Origin of the sequence: Streptomyces sp. NBC_01803 (assembly GCF_035917415.1) — a bacterium.
Taxonomy (GTDB): Bacteria; Actinomycetota; Actinomycetes; order Streptomycetales; family Streptomycetaceae; genus Streptomyces.
Map to the genome: position 1 here is coordinate 4,484,627 of NZ_CP109073.1, position 17,596 is coordinate 4,502,222.

The 17,596-nt window shown below is 71.1% G+C and carries 16 protein-coding genes; 10 read left to right on the forward strand and 6 right to left on the reverse strand.

All coding sequences use genetic code 11. The annotated features are described in order from the left end of the window. A complete protein-coding gene (locus OIE51_RS20365; RefSeq protein ID WP_326599178.1) occupies positions 1–864 on the reverse strand; it encodes an oxidoreductase in 864 nt (287 codons plus the stop codon). A 139-nt stretch (positions 865–1,003) separates the two neighbouring features. Here OIE51_RS20365 and OIE51_RS20370 point away from each other — a divergent pair, with 139 nt between their 5' ends. Beyond that, complete coding sequence (locus OIE51_RS20370; protein WP_326599179.1) at positions 1,004–1,861, forward strand: helix-turn-helix transcriptional regulator; 858 nt, start codon at positions 1,004–1,006, stop codon at positions 1,859–1,861. Here OIE51_RS20370 and OIE51_RS20375 read toward each other — a convergent pair. From OIE51_RS20375 to OIE51_RS20390, 4 genes are all read right to left on the reverse strand, one after another. Further along, positions 1,846–2,196, reverse strand: a complete 351-nt coding sequence (locus OIE51_RS20375) for a DoxX family protein (RefSeq protein ID WP_326599180.1) — start codon at positions 2,194–2,196, stop codon at positions 1,846–1,848. The genes OIE51_RS20370 and OIE51_RS20375 overlap by 16 nt on opposite strands. Continuing rightward, positions 2,193–3,620: an FGGY family carbohydrate kinase gene (locus tag OIE51_RS20380; protein WP_326599181.1), complete on the reverse strand. Its 1,428-nt coding sequence runs from the start codon at positions 3,618–3,620 to the stop codon at positions 2,193–2,195. The genes OIE51_RS20375 and OIE51_RS20380 overlap by 4 nt, the downstream gene beginning before the upstream one ends. Positions 3,621–3,797: 177 nt before the next feature. Continuing rightward, complete coding sequence (locus OIE51_RS20385; protein ID WP_326600720.1) at positions 3,798–5,015, reverse strand: cation:proton antiporter; 1,218 nt, start codon at positions 5,013–5,015, stop codon at positions 3,798–3,800. 61 nt (positions 5,016–5,076) lie between these two features. Further along, the gene (locus OIE51_RS20390) at positions 5,077–5,556 is read right to left on the reverse strand and encodes a cation:proton antiporter regulatory subunit (protein WP_326599182.1); all 480 of its coding nucleotides are present in this window, start codon (positions 5,554–5,556) and stop codon (positions 5,077–5,079) included. A gap of 157 nt (positions 5,557–5,713) precedes the next feature. Here OIE51_RS20390 and OIE51_RS20395 point away from each other — a divergent pair, with 157 nt between their 5' ends. The 4 genes from OIE51_RS20395 to OIE51_RS20410 all read left to right on the forward strand — a co-directional run bounded on the left by OIE51_RS20395 (position 5,714) and on the right by OIE51_RS20410 (position 8,907). Next, positions 5,714–6,406, forward strand: a complete 693-nt coding sequence (locus OIE51_RS20395; RefSeq protein ID WP_326599183.1) for a winged helix-turn-helix domain-containing protein — start codon at positions 5,714–5,716, stop codon at positions 6,404–6,406. Between the two features lie 559 nt (positions 6,407–6,965). After that, on the forward strand, positions 6,966–7,457 hold the full coding sequence (locus OIE51_RS20400; protein ID WP_326599184.1) for an SRPBCC family protein: 492 nt from the start codon (positions 6,966–6,968) through the stop codon (positions 7,455–7,457). Positions 7,458–7,518: 61 nt separating this feature from the next. After that, a complete protein-coding gene (locus tag OIE51_RS20405) occupies positions 7,519–7,815 on the forward strand; it encodes a hypothetical protein (RefSeq protein ID WP_326599185.1) in 297 nt (98 codons plus the stop codon). Positions 7,816–8,259: 444 nt separating this feature from the next. Next, positions 8,260–8,907, forward strand: coding sequence for an acetoacetate decarboxylase family protein (locus tag OIE51_RS20410; protein ID WP_326599186.1), 648 nt, complete (start codon positions 8,260–8,262; stop codon positions 8,905–8,907). Here the strand turns inward: OIE51_RS20410 and OIE51_RS20415 are convergent. Next, positions 8,885–10,783 carry a hypothetical protein gene (locus tag OIE51_RS20415; protein ID WP_326599187.1) on the reverse strand — a complete coding sequence of 633 codons (1,899 nt, stop codon included), beginning with the start codon at positions 10,781–10,783 and terminating at the stop codon, positions 8,885–8,887. The genes OIE51_RS20410 and OIE51_RS20415 overlap by 23 nt on opposite strands. A 150-nt stretch (positions 10,784–10,933) precedes the next feature. Between OIE51_RS20415 and OIE51_RS20420 the strand changes: the two genes are divergently transcribed. The 5 genes from OIE51_RS20420 to OIE51_RS20440 all read left to right on the forward strand — a co-directional run bounded on the left by OIE51_RS20420 (position 10,934) and on the right by OIE51_RS20440 (position 17,584). After that, positions 10,934–12,154: an ROK family transcriptional regulator gene (locus OIE51_RS20420; RefSeq protein ID WP_326599188.1), complete on the forward strand. Its 1,221-nt coding sequence runs from the start codon at positions 10,934–10,936 to the stop codon at positions 12,152–12,154. A 429-nt stretch (positions 12,155–12,583) separates the two neighbouring features. Continuing rightward, positions 12,584–14,335 (forward strand): glycoside hydrolase family 13 protein, encoded by a 1,752-nt coding sequence (locus tag OIE51_RS20425; RefSeq protein WP_326599189.1) that lies wholly within the window; start codon positions 12,584–12,586, stop codon positions 14,333–14,335. 14 nt (positions 14,336–14,349) lie between these two features. After that, positions 14,350–15,654 (forward strand): ABC transporter substrate-binding protein, encoded by a 1,305-nt coding sequence (locus tag OIE51_RS20430; RefSeq protein ID WP_326599190.1) that lies wholly within the window; start codon positions 14,350–14,352, stop codon positions 15,652–15,654. 89 nt (positions 15,655–15,743) lie between these two features. Beyond that, a complete protein-coding gene (locus OIE51_RS20435) occupies positions 15,744–16,643 on the forward strand; it encodes a carbohydrate ABC transporter permease (RefSeq protein ID WP_326599191.1) in 900 nt (299 codons plus the stop codon). Positions 16,644–16,648: 5 nt separating this feature from the next. Then, a complete protein-coding gene (locus OIE51_RS20440; protein ID WP_326599192.1) occupies positions 16,649–17,584 on the forward strand; it encodes a carbohydrate ABC transporter permease in 936 nt (311 codons plus the stop codon). The last annotated feature ends 12 nt before the right edge of the window (positions 17,585–17,596 follow it).

The window sequence follows — 17,596 nt, forward strand, 5'->3', positions numbered from 1 at the left end:
TCAGGGGAAGTTGATCGCCGCGCCCGTGCCCAGGTGCTCGGTCGCGTCGAGATCGGCGGCGACCGCCGCGAGCTTGTCGCGGATCGCGATCATCGCGTCGTCGCCGAGGGCCAGGCGCAGCGGCGGGTTGGGGAGGTCGAGGGCTACCAGCAGGGCGGCGGCGGCCTTATCCGGGTCGCCGGGCTGCTTGCCGTGGGCGGAGTCGAGCACGTCACGGACCGGGCCGACCGTCGCGTCGTAGTCGGCGATCGACTCGGCGGTCCGGAGCGCCGAGTTGAACTCGGTGCGGAACGCGCCTGGTTCGACGATCAGCACCCGGATGCCGAGTGGCGCGGTCTCACCCGCCAGCGCCTCACTCGCCTGCTCCAGCGCGCCCTTGGCGGCGCAGTAGCTGCTCACCCCGGCGAACGCCAGCAGCCCGCCCATGCTGGTCACCTGCACGATCGTGCCGCTGCGGCGGCGGCGCATGGACGGCAGCACGAGCCTGGTCAGCCGCATCGCGCCGAAGAACATCACCTCCATGGCGTGCCGCAGCGCGTCCTCGCCGGTCTCCTCCAGGGCACCGACCGTGCCGAATCCGGCGTTGTTGACCAGCACGTCGATGGGTCCGTACGTCCGTTCCGTCGTGTCGACGGCCTGTCGGCACTGCTCGGGGTCCGCGACGTCGAGCGTGACGACGGCGAGCCGGTCCGGGTGTTCGGCGGCGAGGCCGGCCATGGTCTCCGGGCGGCGGACCGCCGCCACGACCAGATCACCGGCCGCCAGCGCGGCCCGGGTGAAGGCGGCACCGAACCCACTGTTGGCACCCGTGATCAGCCAGCGTCGGGCGTCGGGCGTCGGCGTCGGCGCGGGTGCTGCGTTCATGTTCTCTTCCTTCGAAGGCGTCTCAGGGGCGTCGTCAACGACCATGCCTGATAGGGGCCGTCCGTCACATGGCCCGAAAGTGGAACGCCCGGCCCGTAATGCCTTGCGTCCGCGATCATCTCCTGCCTATAACGGCGAGGTGGCCCTCGATCCGCGACCGCCCAGACCGTTGCCCGCCGCGCACGCGCTCGTCTCCGTGCCCGGCGCCCCGAGGCGACTGCCGGGCGGCGAGCCGCTGCCGCCCGAGGACTACCGTCGGCTCTTCGGCGTGATCGAGGCCGTGGACCGGGAGCCCGATCTGCCCGCGTTCCGCGAGCGGTTGCTGCGCGCGCTGGAGGAGTGGTTCGGGTACTCCACGATCGCCGTGCTGCACGGTCCCACGATCGCCGCCGCGCTCTACGACGGGCGCGGCGTCAAGAGCGGCTATTCCCGGGAGTTCCTCGCGGCGTACGCCGAGCGCTGGATCACCGCCGACCCCTACATGGCGTCGCACGCGCACCAACTCCTCGCGGAGCGAGGCGTGGTCACCCTGCGCGAGCTGCACCCGGAGCTCGTTCCGGCCCAACACGCCTTCGTCGAGCGGTTTCTGAAGCCTCATGGCATTCACGACAAGGTCGCGCTGCTCATCGACGCCGGCGCCGAGGGCGTGATGTACGTCGGCGTCGTCGTCCGGGGCGCGCAGCGGATCGCCACACGTGACGTCGCCGTGATGCGTTCCCTGCGCCGTCACCTGGCGCCGCTGGTGACCCGGCTGCTCGCGGACGACCGGGCCGTGGCCTCGGCCGCCGGTGACCTGGGCCTGACGCCGCGCGAACGGGAGGTCGCCGGGCTGGCCGCGCGTGGACTGACCAACCAGCAGATCGCGCAACGCCTGTTCGTCGGCGTGGGCACAGTGAAGAAGCACCTGACGCGGGCGCTGGCGAAGACGGGGGCCACGAGCCGGACGCAACTCGCCGTGCGATGGCGGGCGTTCGAGACGGCTCAGTCGGAGGCGTAGAGGGCCAGCACCACCCAGACCAGGGCGAGCACGGCCACGTCGAGGAGGAGCATCGCCGCCGGGTCGTGGACCCGCAGGCGGCTGATGAGCGCGCCGGTCATCAGGCCGGTCAGGCCGATGGCCGCCACGAGGCCGATCAGGGGGACCACCAGACCGGCCAACAGGCCGACGGCGCCGACGCATTCGGCGGCGCCGATCGCCGTCCAGGCGGCGGGGGAGAGACCGAAGCGGTCGCGTATTCGCCGCGACCGCGGATGTCTCAGCAGCTTGACCCCGCCCGAGGCGAGGAAGAGGAGGGCGAGCGCGGAGGCGAGTACGCCGAGGACGACGGTCATCTGTCGAAGGCTCCTGGGTGGGTCTGGTCGCGGACTGCGGTGAACTGTCGGCGGATCGCCGTACCCACCGCGACCTCGTCGCCCGGGTCCAGAACCTCGCCGGGCGCCGACGGCCACGGCGGCGGTGTCTTGTCGTCCAGCGTGCCGTCCGCCACGCCCTGTGCCCACGCCGCCTGCCGGGCGGCGCCGAGCGCGGTGTAGTCGGCGGGCGCGGGGATGACCACGCGGGCGCCGAACAGCCCGGGGGCCAGTGCCTTGACGGCGGGCAGCTCGGCGGCCGGGCCGAGCAGGAAGACCCGTTCGATGCGCACGCCGCGCTCCCGCAGCACCTCGGCGGCGTCGGCCAGACCGCACAGCATGCCCTCGAACGCGGCCCTGGCCAGGTGTTCCGGCTTCATGCTCTCCCGCCGCAGCCCGGCCAGCGTGCCCGCCGTGTGCGGGAGTTCGGGGGTGCGCTCGCCCGCCAGATAGGGGAGGAAGACCAGGCCATGGGCGCCGGGTGTCGAGGCGAGGGCCAGCTCCGACAGGGTGGCGAGGTCGCGGCCGAGCAGGTCGGCGGTGCCGCGCAGGACACGGGTGGCGTTGAGGGTCTGGACGACGGGCAGGTGCCGGCCGGTGGCGTCGGCGAGGGAGGTGATGGTGCCGGTGGGGTCCGTCAGCGCCTCGTCGTGCACCGCGCAGACCGAGCCCGAGGCGCCCAGCGAGATGACGGCGTCGCCCGGCCCGACGCCCAGACCGAGGGCGGCGGCCATGGTCTCGCCGGTGCCGACCGAGATGAGCAGGCCCTCGGGAGTGCGGCCGGCGGCCTCGGCGGGGCCGAGCACGTCGGGCAGTGCGACGGGGTGGCCGACGGCGAGCTCGGCCAGCTCGTAGCGCCACGCCTCCGCCACGGCCGACCAGTACCCGGTGCCGGACGCGGCGCCGCGGTCGGTGGTCCAGCGGCTGGGGCGGCCCAGGAGCTGCCAGACCAGCCAGTCCTGCGCCTGAAGCACGGTGGTGGTGCGCTTGGCGGCCTCCGGCTCCTCGCGCAGCAGGCGGCGGAGCTGCGCGACGGGCTGGCCGGGCTGCGGCACGGAGCCGACGGCCTCGGCCCACGCCGCCCGGCCGCCGAGCGCGTCCACGAGGCCGAGCGCGGCGGCCCGCGCGCGTTCGTCGCCGGTGCCGGTCAGCGCGGGGCGCACCGGGTGGCCGTCGGCGTCGAGGGCGACGAGCCCCTGCGCCTGGGCGGCGACGCCGATCGCCGTGACGTCCTCCAGCAGCCCGCCGTCCGCGGCCTCGCCGAGTGAGAACAGCCACGCCTCGGGAGTGGCCTCCCCGGCCGGGTGCTCGGCGTGGCCGTGCCGTACGACCTGCCCGGTTTCCGCGTCGCATACGACGATGCGGGTGTCCGCGGCGGAGCTGTCCAGACCTGCGACCAATCCCATGAGGTCAGATGATGCCTCATTCTTTCGGACGAGCAGACCATAAGGTCACTTTGTGACCATCCGTGTTCGACGCCGTGACACGACGGCCGTGCCCGTACCCGGCGCGGACGGCCGCGCGCGGCCCCGGGCGCCGGAGACCGGACGGTCGGATCGGGCGGTCGGATCGGGCGCCGATCGTCAGGCGCCGGACTCCGCCGTCCGCACCTCGCCGACGAGCTCCGCGGGGGTCGTCCGGCGGGACGCGCGGCGCTCGCGGAGCCGGCGCACGACTGGCTCCGTCCACCGGGTGGCGAAGGGACCCACGATCACCAGGATCAGCACATACGCCGTGGCCACCGGGGCGATCCTGGGCTCGCTGGCCGAGGCCAGTCCGGCTATCACGATGGAGAACTCGCCGCGCGCCACCAGCGCGCCGCCCGCCCGGAACCGGCCGCGCGGCCCGATCCCGGCCCGCCGCGCCGCGTACCAGCCGGTGGCGATCTTCGTGACCGTCGTGACCGCGGCCAGCGCCAGCGCGGGCACCAGCACCGGCGGGATGGCGCTCGGATCGGTGGACAGGCCGAAGAAGACGAAGAACACCGCCGCGAACAGGTCGCGCAGCGGCGTGAACAGCCGCCGTGTGTCCCGCGCGACCTCGCCCGACAGCGCGATGCCGACCAGGAACGCGCCGACCGCCGCCGACACCTGAAGCCGCTGCGCCACCCCGGCCACCAGCAGGGTCAGCCCGAGCACCACCAGCAGCAGCATCTCGGGGTTGTCCGAGGAGACGGCCTTGCTGATCACGCGGCCGTGCCGCAGCGCCACGAAGAGTGCGAGACCGGCGGTGCCGAGCGCGATGGCCAGGGTCAGGCTGCCGCTGGCCAGGCCGACCCCGGCCAGCACCGTCGACAGCACGGGCAGGTAGACCGCCATGGTCAGGTCCTCGATCACCAGGACGCCGAGGACGACGGGCGTCTCGCGGTTCCCGAGCCGGTTCAGATCGGTGAGGATCTTGGCGATCACCCCGGAGGAGGAGATGTAGGTGACGCCGGCCAGCGCCAGCGCGCCGACCGGTCCCCAGCCGAGCAGCAGCCCGGCGACGGCGCCCGGCACCGCGTTGAGCACGAGGTCGACGATGCCCGAGGGGTATTGCGTCCGGAGACTGTCCACCAGCTCGGTCGCGGTGTACTCCAGGCCGAGCATCAACAGCAGGAGAATGACGCCGATCTCGGCCCCGACTCCGATGAAGTCCTCGCTGGTGGACAGCGGTACGAGCCCGCCGTGGCCGAAGGCGAGGCCGATGAGCAGATAGAGGGGGATGGGGGAGAGGCCGAGCCGTCCGGCCAGCCGTCCGACGAGGCCGAGGCCGAGCACGACGGCTCCCAGCTCGATCAGCATGGTCGTGGTGTCGTGCACGGTCATCGCGCCTTTCCTTTGGGCCCGTTGGGGTGCGGGTCGTGGTGGGGGCGGGCGCGGCTCACGAGCCGGCGATGATGTCGGCCAAGTCGTCGACGCCCTCCCGGGTGCCGACGACCAGCAGCGTGTCACCTGCCTCAAGGCGGTAGTCGGGGCCGGGAGAGGGGTGCGCCCCGGTCCTGCGGAGCACGGCGACGATGGAAGACCCGGTCCTGGTGCGGGCCTTGGTGTCACCCATCGGCCGGCCCCGATAGGGGGAGTCGGGACCGATGGGGATGCGCTCGGTCACCAGGTTGAGGTCGAACTCGCTGCCCGGCAGCGCCACTTCCGTGCGGTCCGGGGCGATGATCGAGGCGAGCCGGGCGGCCTCCTCCGCCTCCAGGGGCACGGTGCCCTGGCAGGCGTCAGGATCCTCGGGGTGGTAGAAGCCGAGGAACCGGCGGCCGTCCTCGTGGACCACCACCGAGATGTGGCGGCCGTCCTTGGTCGCGATGTCGTACTGGGTGCCGACGCCCGGGAGCGGGGTGCGTCGCGTCACCATGAATGCCTCCTCCGGCAAGCGGTCCCGGCGTGTGCGGGAAACGCGCGCCGTGACCAGGGATCTTGTGTCATTCTCGCATGCCTCCCGGGGATGATCGCCAAGAAATCGCTGCAAAGACTTCTTCGCAAAGGCTTCTTCGGAGCCTAGGCTGGCCGCCATGACCGACGCGACTTCCGGCCCGCTCCCCGGAGTGACTCCCGACTCCGGAGTGACTCCCGACTCCGGAGTGACCACGGACTCCGGAGTGACCACGGATCCCGGAGTGAGCCCCGACCCCCGCCACGACGTCGTCCTCGACGCGCGCGGCCTGCGCGCCCTGGCCCACCCCGTCCGGGTGCGGCTGCTGGAACTGCTGCGCCTGCGCGGGCCCGCCACCGCCACCTTGCTCGCCCAGCGCATGGGCCTGACCTCCGGCGCGACCAGCTACCACCTGCGCCGGCTCGGCGCCGCCGGCTTCGTCGAGGAGGACACCGAACGCGGGAACGCCCGGGAACGTTGGTGGCGTTCGGCGCACCGGACGACCTCGCTCAACGACCCGGACCTGATCGCGCGCGAGCCCGACGCCGTCCTGGGCTGTCTGCGGTCGGTCGCCGCGGCGCACTCGCTCCGCGTCCAGCAGGCGCTGAACGAGGTGGAGACGATGCCCGAGCCGTGGGGGCAGGCCCTCTCCTTGAGCGACGTCTCGCTGCTCCTCACCCCGGCGGAGACCCGGCGCCTGCGCGACGAGTTGCGGTCCGTCGTCGCCGGCTTCCGGCGGGACACGCCGGAGGAGGCCGCCGCCGCGCCGACCGGGGCGGAGCGGGTCGTGATCATGTCGCATGTGCTGCCCGACCCGGCCGACCGGCCATGAGCGGTCCTCCCGGCATACGGCCGCTGGCCGGGGTGCCGGGGCGTCGGCGGCCAGCCCCGTCTCACAGACCGGCACCAAGATCTCGGCCGTCGCCCCTTCCCGGGTTCGTGCTGGTCGGCGCCGGCAGCGGCAGCGCCGTGCGCACCGGCCTCGTCGCGTTCGCCGAGATCGCCCGGACCCGCTGGGCAAGGCGCTCGTCGGCCCGCTGCTCGACCGGATCGGGCCGCGCGTCGGCTCCGGGACCACGGACCTGGCCGGCGCCGCCGCGATCGGCCTGCTCCCGCCGCTGCACGCCGCCGGGCCGCCGCCGTTCTGGCTGCGAGGCCCGCGGGGGCCGGGCGGAAGGAGGCGCGGCGGACGTGGCGGACACGGGCGGGCGACGGTCGGCCGGATGACGACCTCGGCGGACGGGAGTCACCGGACGCGCGCGGGGGCTCGTGCCGCCGGACGAGCACGGCCGGGGCGTTGCTCACCGGGTGCCTGTGGATCGGCCGCGCCATTGCCCGGCGGGCATCCGGTGGGGTAATCACCGAGTCATCGCCAACAGGGAGGGTGCTCCATGCCGTTCAAGGACCCTGTCGCCACCGGCCGGGTGACGGTCAACGTCACTCCCGCCGAGGCTTACCGCGTCGTCAGTGATCCGCTCCTCATGGTCACCTTCGCCGAGGAGACCGTCGAGGCCCGCTGGCTGCGTGGCGCCACGCACGCCACCGTGGGCGCCCGCTTCCGGGGCGTCAACCGCAACGGGCGCCGCCGTTGGGTCACCACCTGCACCATCACCGAGACGAACCGTAACCGCCGGTTCGCCTACGAGGTCGCGACCGCTCCGCTGAGGATCCCGGTGTCGCTCTGGCGGTACGACATTGACCCGGTGCCCGACGGCACCGGTTGCGTGATCACCGAGAGTAACTGGATCCGTGTTCCGAGGTGGTTCAGGCCCATCACCACTGTCCTCACCGGGGTTTCCGACCGCGTCGGCGCCAACCGCGCGCACATCGCCACCACGCTGGACCGCCTCAAGTCCCACCTGGAGTCCCGGCAGCCCGCGTGACCGCCGGGGGATTTCAACAGCCCCGCGCAACCGTCGACTTGCGGGACTCGTTGGGGTCGGCGTGATCCCCAACGGCCGCCTTGTCGCGGCACTCATCCTGATCGAGGTGGGGGCGGGCCTGCCGTCCGCCGCCACCGCCTCGGCGACCACCGTCATCGGCGGCCACAACGGCACCCACGACAGCTCCTGCTTCATCACCGGCGGTGCGAGCGGCGGGGGCCGGGGCGCCGCCGGGCTCGGGCTGTCCCTGCCGGTGGCCGGCCCCGCGAACCAGTGCGGAAACCTCGGCCTGACGACCGAATGGCAGGAGTCGGCCATCGTCCTCTTCAACGATCCGAACCTCGGGCTGCACCCCTGAGGGCGCCGGGGCGCGCGCCCCGGCGGGCCGGTCACTCCAGCGCGTGGACTCCTCCACGTACGTCCTTCATCCGGGCGTACAGCACCTGTTTCGTCGACCTCCAGGTTGTTGATCAGCCGCAGGCTCGCGGCGATGCCGTTCCCACCAACTCCTCGGCGATCCCGCCGTACTCGACCTGGAACAGTGTGTTCGGCGCCCGCTCGTCGGGGGCGCGGCCGGGCGGGTCGTGCCACGCGCCCTCCGCGCCGATCTCGGTGGCGGCGCGAGGCGTGATCGCGCCAACCGTGAGCTGTGTGGCGGGGCAGTGCCATCGTCAGCGGCTCACGCCCGGTCCGCTCCAGCTCTCGCCGCTCATGGGCGGGGTGGGGGCGCGCCGCGCCGGCCGACGCCCGCGCCGGCCGCCACACCACCGCTCTGTGTCAATCCCGGGGCTACAGTCGGTACATGAGCGACTATCCCCCCGCGCCCTGGCGGCTGAAGGGCGACATGTACGTCTCCCTGTGGCGGCTGCCTCTCCGCTCCGTTCCCGCCTGGGACCTGCCGCCCGGGGTCCGGCCGCTGACCATGGGCGGGCGGTGTGTCCTGACCACGTTCTGGGTCGACTACCAGCGGGGCAGCGTGCTGGAGTACCACGAGTTCCTCGTCTCGCTGCTCGTCCGCCACCGGCGCGGCATCGTGGTCACGGCGGTGGCCGTCTGGGTGGACGACGAGCGTTCCCTGGCGGGTGGGCATGAACTATGGGGAATTCCGAAGGAGTTGGGCATGTTTGCCCTCGACTCGGCGGCCGGGTTCACGGCAGAGCTGGCCACCGGCCCCGGAGAGACCGTGACCACGGCCTTCCGGGACCGGCTCCGCCTGCCCGCCGTCAGGCTGCCCGTGCGCACCCGGCTCGTACAGCGGAAGCCGGACGGGAGCGTCTGCGAGGTGCCCCTGCGGCTGTCCGGTCCGGTCGGGCTCGGCCGCGAACGGCTACGGGCCCCGGCCACCGGACCGTTGGCGTTCCTCGCCGGACACCGCCCGAGCGTCACGGTCGCCCTGCGCGGCTTCCGCTTCCTGGTGGGGGAGGCGGTCAGCGCAGCTCCACCGAGTTGAGCGACACGGCGCCGGTGTCGGCCTCGGTGCTGATGAGGGTGAGGATGTTGGTCCCCCGGGTCAGCCGGACCGCGTCCTCGGCGGTGGCCCACGCGCCGCCCGTCGCGGGCAGCGCCACCTGCCTGGGGCGGCCCACCGGCGTGCGGTTCAGCTCCTCGGCGCCCACGGTGAGCGTCGCGTCGGCGTCGGCGGCGTACCGGTACCGGACGCGGTACGTGCCGGTCCGGGCGGCCTCGACGCCGAAGGTGACCGAGGCGCCGGTGCCGGGCAGATCGGCGTAGCCCATGGCGGTGTGGCCGGGGCGGGTGTTGCCGAAGCCGGCGCCGCCGCCCCAGGCGGCGAACGCCGCCTGATACACGCGCTTGTGACCCGGCGCGCTCACCTTGACCAACCGCACGCCGTGCGCGGGCAGTTCGGTGGTGAGGCTGCTCATCCGGCCGAGGTCGCGGTGCTCCCACAGGTCACGCACCGCCGCCCTGTCGGTCAGCCCGAGTGCGCCGGCCAGGTCGAGGGTGCGGGTGGCGGCGGTGTCACCGCGGTTGAACAGGGCGACGGCCCAGGAGCCGTCGGGGAGCTGCCCGGCCCAGCGCTCGGTGTCCCGGCTGCCCGGGTTCGTCGAGTAGGGCTCGGCGCTGTGGAAGTAGGGCTTGCCGACGAGTCCCTGGTCGTTGAGCGCGAGGACCTCCTCGTTCTGGTAGGCCCAGGCGTGTGCGCCGATGTTGCTGTGCAGGTCGGAGATGGTGAGGGGGGAGCCGGCGATGGTCATCAGGCTGACGCAGGTGCGGCGTTCGTCGTCGTTGGCGAAGGTGTTCATCATCAGGAAGTCGCCGTCGAGGATGAACTGCCCGCGTCCGGAGCGGTCGGCGAAGCCGGTGAAGCCGGCGAACGGGTTGTGCCACTGCGACCAGCCGTTCTGCCAACTCTGCCGTCCGCCGCTGAGCCGGTCCCAACCGCCCCGGTCCGCGTCGGCGTTGATGCGGATCAGGTCGCCGTACCGGATCTCCGCGGCGCCGTGGTCGAACAGGTGCGGCATGACGAGACTGACCTGCATGTCGTCGCCGGCCGCCTCGTGGATCCAGCGCAGTGCCGTCTCGTACTGGGCGCGGCCGTGACCGAGGCCGACGGTGCCGATGTTGGCGTCCTGGCCGTTCTCGTACCAGGAGAGGAAGTCGATGCGGAGGTAGGGGACGCCGAGATCTCTGAAGTACCGCACGTAGCCCTGGATGTACTCCTTGGCGCCGTCCTTGGTGACGTCGGCCCAGTAGAGGGTGTCGCCGCCGATGCCGCCGGCGAAGAAGTCGCCGTCGGTGACGATGTCGGCGATCCGGACGTCGGGGCGGCCGATGACGGTCTTGGAGGTGTCCGCGACGGCGGCCCGGTGCACCCACAGGGGGTTGTAGTAGACGCCGAGGTCCATGCCCTTGCCCCGGATGTACTCGGCCCACCAGGCCCAGTCGTGCTGCCAGCCGTCGTTGTAGGTGACGATGTAGCCGTTGTCGTTCGTCCTGCTGGACGCCTCTATCCAGCCGTCCGTGCAGGGCATGGTGTAGCCGTACGGGGCGAACTCGGCGGCCAGCCAGTCGACGTTGGCCTTCCACTCGTCCTCGGGGATGGGCGCGTTGTGCGGGAAGCTCCAGCCGTAGATGCTCCAGTAGCGCGGCCCGGCACCGCGCCGGCTGAACACGCTGTTCCGGCTCGCTACCGGCAGCGGGGCGGCGGCCGTGCCGGCCCCGCCGGCCGGTAGCCCGTTCCCGGCCCCGGTGGTGGGCGCCGTCAGGGGGCTCGCGTGCGCGTCGCCCACCAGTGAGGCCGCCGTCAGACCGCCGGCCGCGGCGGCCCCGGCGCTCGCGATCAGCGCCCGTCGGGAGAGTGCCATGGGTGTCTCCATCCCTTTGCCTTCAGGTGACGGGAGTGTGTCCAGCTTTGCTTTCTTGCGTCAAGCAAGAAGAAAGAACTAAATTCTTTCCGTGTACGTGATTGACAGGGAGGCCGGTCAATGCCACGGCAGCCACCTACACTTCCCGGTATGACAGCAGGCCCGGCGCCGAGCAGGCCCACCCCCGTTCTCTTCCGCCGGGTAGCGGCCGAGTCCGAGCTGTCCGGGGTGGTCGCCGACGACACCAGGGCGGCGATCTTCGCCGAGATCCTGACGGCGGGGCCCTCCTCCCGCACCGAGCTGGCCCGGCGGCTGGGACTCTCCCAGTCCACGGTCACCCGGGCGGTCAACCCGCTGATCGAGACCGGATATCTGGTGGAGATCGGCGCCCGCAGCTCGGGCGGCGGTCGGCCGCAGCGCATCCTCGCGGTCGCCCGCGACCGCCACCTGGTGGTCGGGGTCAAGCTGGCGCCGCAGAGCGTCACGGCGGTCCTGACCGACCTGGAGGCCACCGTGGTGGCCAGGAGTCGGCTGCCCGTGGGGGCCGGGGCCACGCCCGAGGAGGTCATGGCGCTCGCCTCGCAGGCGGTGAACTATCTCCTGGCCGCCGAAGACCGTTCGGAGGAGCGGGTGTTGGGCGTCGGCGTGGGCATCGGCGGACACGTCGACGCGGACACCGGCCGTTGCGTGCGCTCGGGAGTCATGGGCTGGGAGGACGTCGACGTGGCCGGCCCGCTGTCGGCGGTGCTCGGCCTGCCCGTCGTCGTGAACAACGACGCCAACGCCCTTCTGGTGGCTGAGCGTTGGTTCGGCGCGGGCCGGGACTGCGAGTCGCTGGCCGTGGTCACGGTGGGCGCGGGTATCGGCTGTGGACTGATGCTGGCGGGGGGCCTGTTCACCGGCTCCTCCGGGCTGGCCGGCGAGCTCGGCCATGTGCCGATCCAGCCGGACGGGCCCGTATGTTCGTGCGGGAGCCGGGGCTGTGTGGAGGCGCTGGCCTCCGACGCGGCGGTCCTGACGGCGATTTCGAGCACCTCGGGCATTCCCTGCCCCTCGATCAAGGACGCGCTGACCCGGGCCGCGGCGGGGGAGGCGGCGGTGCTGGCGGCGTTCTCCGCGATGGGCGAGGCGCTGGGCCGGGCCATGGCCACCGTGTGCAACCTGGTCAATCCGGAGAAGATCGTGCTGACCGGTGAAAGCGTGCGCGCCTACGCCCTCTTCGGCCCGGCCTGCCGCGACGCGCTCGCGGCGCACGGCTTCTCCACGGCCGCGGCCGACTGCGAGCTGGTGACGCACGTGGCCGACGACGACATGTGGGCGCGCGGCGCGGCCTGCCTGGCGATCAGGGAAGCCGTCCAGGCCACGCGCTGAGGCGCGCCCGCGCGGCGCCGGGACACCTGCGGCGTCGTCATTTATTGCGCGCGTCAAGAAAAGCGCATCACTCGCCGCGTCGTGCGGTCCGCCGCCCTTGGTCACGGGCGGATGCGTCGCCCCGGAGGGTGAGGCGATGCCGCGCCGAAGGCTTTCTCCCAAGCAGGAGCAGGTCCGGCTGGGTCTCCGCCCATCGCGGGGCAGTGGAGCCTCACCCCCCTCGTATCCCTTTTCGGCGGCTTCTTCCGCTGTGCCCTCTCGCTCGGATCGAAGGGTTGTTTCCAGGGGATTGACCCGGAGAAACTTCCGCCGTACAAATAAGTGCGCATCGCGCCGCACTCGGTCGGCACGGTGCAAGGTGACGCGCCGATGCCGCCCGCCCCCGGGCCGAACGACGGTGTCCGCGCACGAGCGATAGGAGGTTCCCCTGTGTCCCCTGCTCACGCGGCCGCCGTCGAGCCGTGGTGGAAGTCCGCCGTCGTCTATCAGATCTATCCGCGCAGCTTCGCCGACTCCAACGGGGACGGCATCGGGGACATCCCCGGGATCATCGGGCGGCTCGACTACCTCTCCGGCCTGGGCGTGGATGTCATCTGGCTGTCGCCCGTCTACCCCTCCCCGCAGGACGACAACGGCTACGACATCAGCGACTACCAGGGTGTCGACCCGGTCTTCGGCACCCTGGAGGACTTCGACAAGCTGCTGGCCGCGGTCCACGAGCGGGGCATGAAACTGATCATGGACCTGGTGGTGAACCACACCTCCGACGAGCACCCGTGGTTCATCGCGTCCCGGGACGGCGGCAAGGACGGCCCGAAGCGTGACTGGTACTGGTGGCGCCCGGCCCGCGACGGCATGACGCCCGGCACCCCCGGCGCCGAACCCACCAACTGGGCCTCCTGGTTCTCCGGGCCGGCGTGGGAGTACGACGAGGCGAGCGGGGAGTACTTCCTGCATCTGTTCTCCCGCAAGCAGCCCGACCTCAACTGGGAGAACCCCGAAGTCCGCGAGGCCGTCCACGCGATGATGCGCTGGTGGCTGGACCGGGGCGTCGACGGCTTCCGCATGGACGTCATCAACCTCATATCGAAGAACCCCGCGCTCCCCGACGGACACATGGCCGAGGGCGACCGCCACGCCGACGGCGGCCAGCACTACGTCTGCGGTCCGCGCATCCATGAGTTCCTGGCGGAGATGCACCGCGAGGTCTTCGCCGGCCGTCCCGAACGCCTCCTGACCGTCGGGGAGATGCCCGGCGTGACAGTGGAGGAGGCGGAACTGTTCACCGATCCGGCGCGCGCGGAGCTGGACATGGTCTTCCAGTTCGAGCACGTCGGCCTCGACTCGGGCCCCGGCGGCAAGTTCGACCCGAGGCCGCTGCGGCTGGTCGATCTCAAGGCGTCACTGGGCCGTTGGCAGACCGGGCTGCACGAGACCGGCTGGAACAGCCTGTACTGGAACAACCACGACCAGCCCCGCGTCGTCTCCCGCTACGGCGACGACACCCCGGGACATCGCACCCGCTCCGCCACCATGCTCGCCACCGTGCTGCACCTGCACCGCGGCACGCCCTACATCTACCAGGGCGAGGAACTCGCCATGGCCAACCACCCGTTCGCCACCATCGACGACTTCCGCGACATCGAGTCCCTCAACCACTTCCGCGAGGCCACCGCCGCCGGCGAGGACCCCCGGCGCGTACTGACCGCGCTGCGCGCCCGCAGCCGCGACAACGCCCGCACCCCCATGCAATGGGACGCGAGCGAACACGCCGGATTCACCACCGGAACGCCCTGGATCGCCGTCAACCCCGACCACCGACACATCAACGCCGAAACCCAACTCGCCGACCCCCACTCCGTCTTCCACTACTACCGGCGCCTGATCCACCTCCGCCACACCGAACCAGCCATCGCCCACGGCGACTTCCACATGCTCGCCCCCGACGACGAACAGCTCTACGCCTTCCTCCGCCGCCACCAGGACAGCGGCACCGAACTCCTCATCCTGGCCAACTTCACCGGCCAGCCACTCACCCCCGACCTCCCCGACGGCTGGACCGGCACCGAGACCCTCATCACCAACGCGCCGCCATCCGGCGACCCGCACACCCTCGCCCCCTGGGAAGCCCGAGTCCACCGCCGCCGCACCCCACGACTGCGGCAATTCACAGAGCAGTGAAGAAAGGCAGCATCATGCAATTCACGAGGAGAACCGGCCGACTGGCGCTGGGCGCGGCGGCGGTCACGCTGTCCCTGGTAGCCACCGGATGCGGCGGCTCGGACGACTCCGGCTCCGGCGGTGGCCAGACGCTGAGGCTCTGGCACTACGAGGACCCCGAAGGCGCCCTCGGCCAGGCGTGGGACGCGGCGATCGAGGAGTTCGAGCGGACTCACCCGGGTGTCACGGTCGAGTTCGAGCAGAAGACGTTCGACCAGATCCAGCAGACCTCGGGCATGATCCTCAACTCGGACGAGGCGCCCGACATCATGGAGTACAACAAGGGCAACGCCACGGCCGGACTCCTGTCCTCCCAAGGGCTGCTGACCGACCTCACCCAGGTCGCCCAGGAGCGCGGTTGGTCGGACCAGATCAGCGAGAACCTCTCGACCGCCGCCCGGTACGACGAGTTGGGCCATATGGGCGGCGACACCTGGTACGGCGTCCCCAACTACGGCGAATACGTCCTCATGTACTACAACCAGGACATGTTCGAGGAGTACGGAATCGAGGTGCCCACGGACCGGGCGGGCTTCGAGGCGGCGCTCCAGGAGTTCGTGGACAACGGCGTCACCCCGATCGCCAACGCGGGCAACGACCACCCGGCCGAGCACTGGCTCTACCTGCTCGCGCTCTCGCAGGCCGACGAACAGTGGGTTCGCGACTATCAGTTCTTCGAGGGTGACGTCGACTTCCACGACGAGCAGTGGACCTACGCGGCCGAGACCTACGCCGACTGGCTGGACCGCGGCTACTTCGACCAGGAGTCCGTCGGCCTGGTCGGCACCGACATGACCGAGACGTTCGTCTCCGGCCAGTACCCGATCCTGGTGGGCGGCAACTGGTGGTACGGCGGGTTCCTCAACGACATCCAGGACTTCGAGTGGAACGCCGTCCCCTACCCGGGCAGTGACATGACCCTGGGCTCGGGCGGCAACCTGTGGGTCGTCCCGCAGAACTCGGACAACCAGGAACTCGCCTACGACTTCATCGACATCACCATGTCACCGGAGATCCAGGCGCTCATCGGCAACGCCGGCAACATCCCCGTGAACGTCGACGCGCAGGACATCGAGGACGAGCGTGCCCGCGGCGTGATCACCGGTTTCCAGGAGCTGTCGGACAACAACGGCCTGGCGCTGTACCCGGACTGGCCCGTCCCCGGCTACTACGACACCTTCGTGGCCTCCGTGCAGAACCTGATGAACGGCAGCTCGCCCGACGAGGTCCTCGACGAACTCGCGGGCCCCTATGAGGAATACGTCTCGTCCCTCGGCTGAGGCGCCGAGCCCAAGGACGATACACCGACTGAGGACGGCGGCCCCTCCATCCCCGCCGGGGCCGCCGTCCTCGCAGTCAAGGAGCATTGGTGAAGCGGAACAACCTCCCGCGGTCGGCGGGCTACGGGATCTATCTGGTGCCGGGACTCGTGCTGTGCGCGCTGTTCCTCGTGGTTCCCCTGATCATGACCATCGGGTACAGCTTCACCCGCTGGCAGGGCATCGGCAGCGCCGAATGGATCGGATTCGACAACTACACACAGCTGATGGAGGACGACGCGTTCTGGGCGTCGTTCAAGAACATCGGCTTCATCATCGTCGGCATGGCGATCGTGCCCACGCTGCTCGGACTGATCATCGCCGCCGTGCTGTTCGACTACATTGGCAAGCGTCACAGCGACACCCTGGTCAACGGCCTGCGCTCGGGCCTGTACATCCCGCAGGTCATCCCGGTCGCCGTCACCGGCCTGATGTGGGGATGGATCCTCGCCCCCAACGGCGCGATCAACGACATCCTGGAGACGGTGGGCCTCGACGGCCTGACCCAGAACTGGCTCGGCGACCCCGACCTGGCCCTGTGGACCGTGCTGGTGGTCCTGGTCTGGATGCAACTGGGCTATCCGCTCATCCTGTTCCTGGCCGGACTGCAGCGCATCGACCCCGAGCTCTACGAGGCCGCCGACCTCGACGGCGCCTCCTGGCCGCAGCGCTTCGCCCGCATCACGGTCCCGCTGCTGCGCCCCGAGGTCTACGTCGTGCTGGTCACCACTACCATCGCCGCGCTGAAGGTCTTCGCGCAGATCTACGTGCTCACCGGCGGCGGACCGGGCGACACCACGCTCGTCCCCTCCTACTTCGCCTATCAGAACTTCTTCGAGAAGGCGCAGGTCGGCTATGGCTCGGCCATCTCGACCGTGATGACGCTGATGGTCCTGATCATCGCGGCCGTTTTCCTCTTCCGGCAGAACAGCGAAGACCGAGGGATCTGACCCGCATGACACTCACCGCCCCCGAGAGGGCCACCGGCGACAGCCCCATGGCCGCCCTCCCCGAAAGCCCCCGCCGCCGCACCCGGCGCTCCTCACGCCGCGCCGCCGCCGGCAAGGGCCGCAGGACCCCGCTGTCCTACGTCGTCGCCGCGGGCGTCACCGCGTTCGTCCTCGCCTTCCTCGCGCCCTTCCTGATCATCCTGATCAACTCGTTCAAGACCTCGTCCGACTACCGCTCCAACGGCCCGCTGTCCTGGCCCGAGAAGTGGAACTGGGACATCCTCGACGACGTCTGGGAACGCACCGACTTCACCCAGAAACTCCTCAACAGCGTCCAGATCAGCCTGGGCGTCGTCGTCATCGCGATCGTGATCGCACTGTTCAACGCCTATGCCATCGGCATCGGCCGCGTCCGCTGGCGCAACGCCTTCCTCATCTTCTTCCTCGCCGTCAACGTGCTGCCGCAGGAAGGCGTGATCTACCCCGTCTACTACCTGTTCAAGGAAATGGGCCTGTACGACACCAAGCTCGGCTACACCATCCTGCTCGGAGTCCTCTACAGCGCGTTCGGCACCTACCTCCTGTCCTCGGTCTACGCCGGGTTCCCCCGCGAGCTCCTGGAGGCCGCCCAACTCGACGGCGCCAGCCGCTGGACCGTGCTGTGGCGCATCGTGCTGCCCATGAGCTGGCCCACGCTCTCCGTCATGTGCGTCTTCTTCTTCGTCTGGAGCTGGAACGAGTTCCTGACGCCACTGGTCCTGCTGATCTCCAACGACAACCAGACCGTCCCCCTCGGACTCGCCGTCATGCGGGGCCAGTACACCAGTGAGCCCACCGCGCTCAGCGCCGCCGCACTCCTCGGCGTCATCCCCATGATCGTCTTCTTCCTCATCTTCCAGCGCACCCTCACCCGCGGCGTCACAGCCGGCGCCGTGAAATGAGCCGGCCGTGAC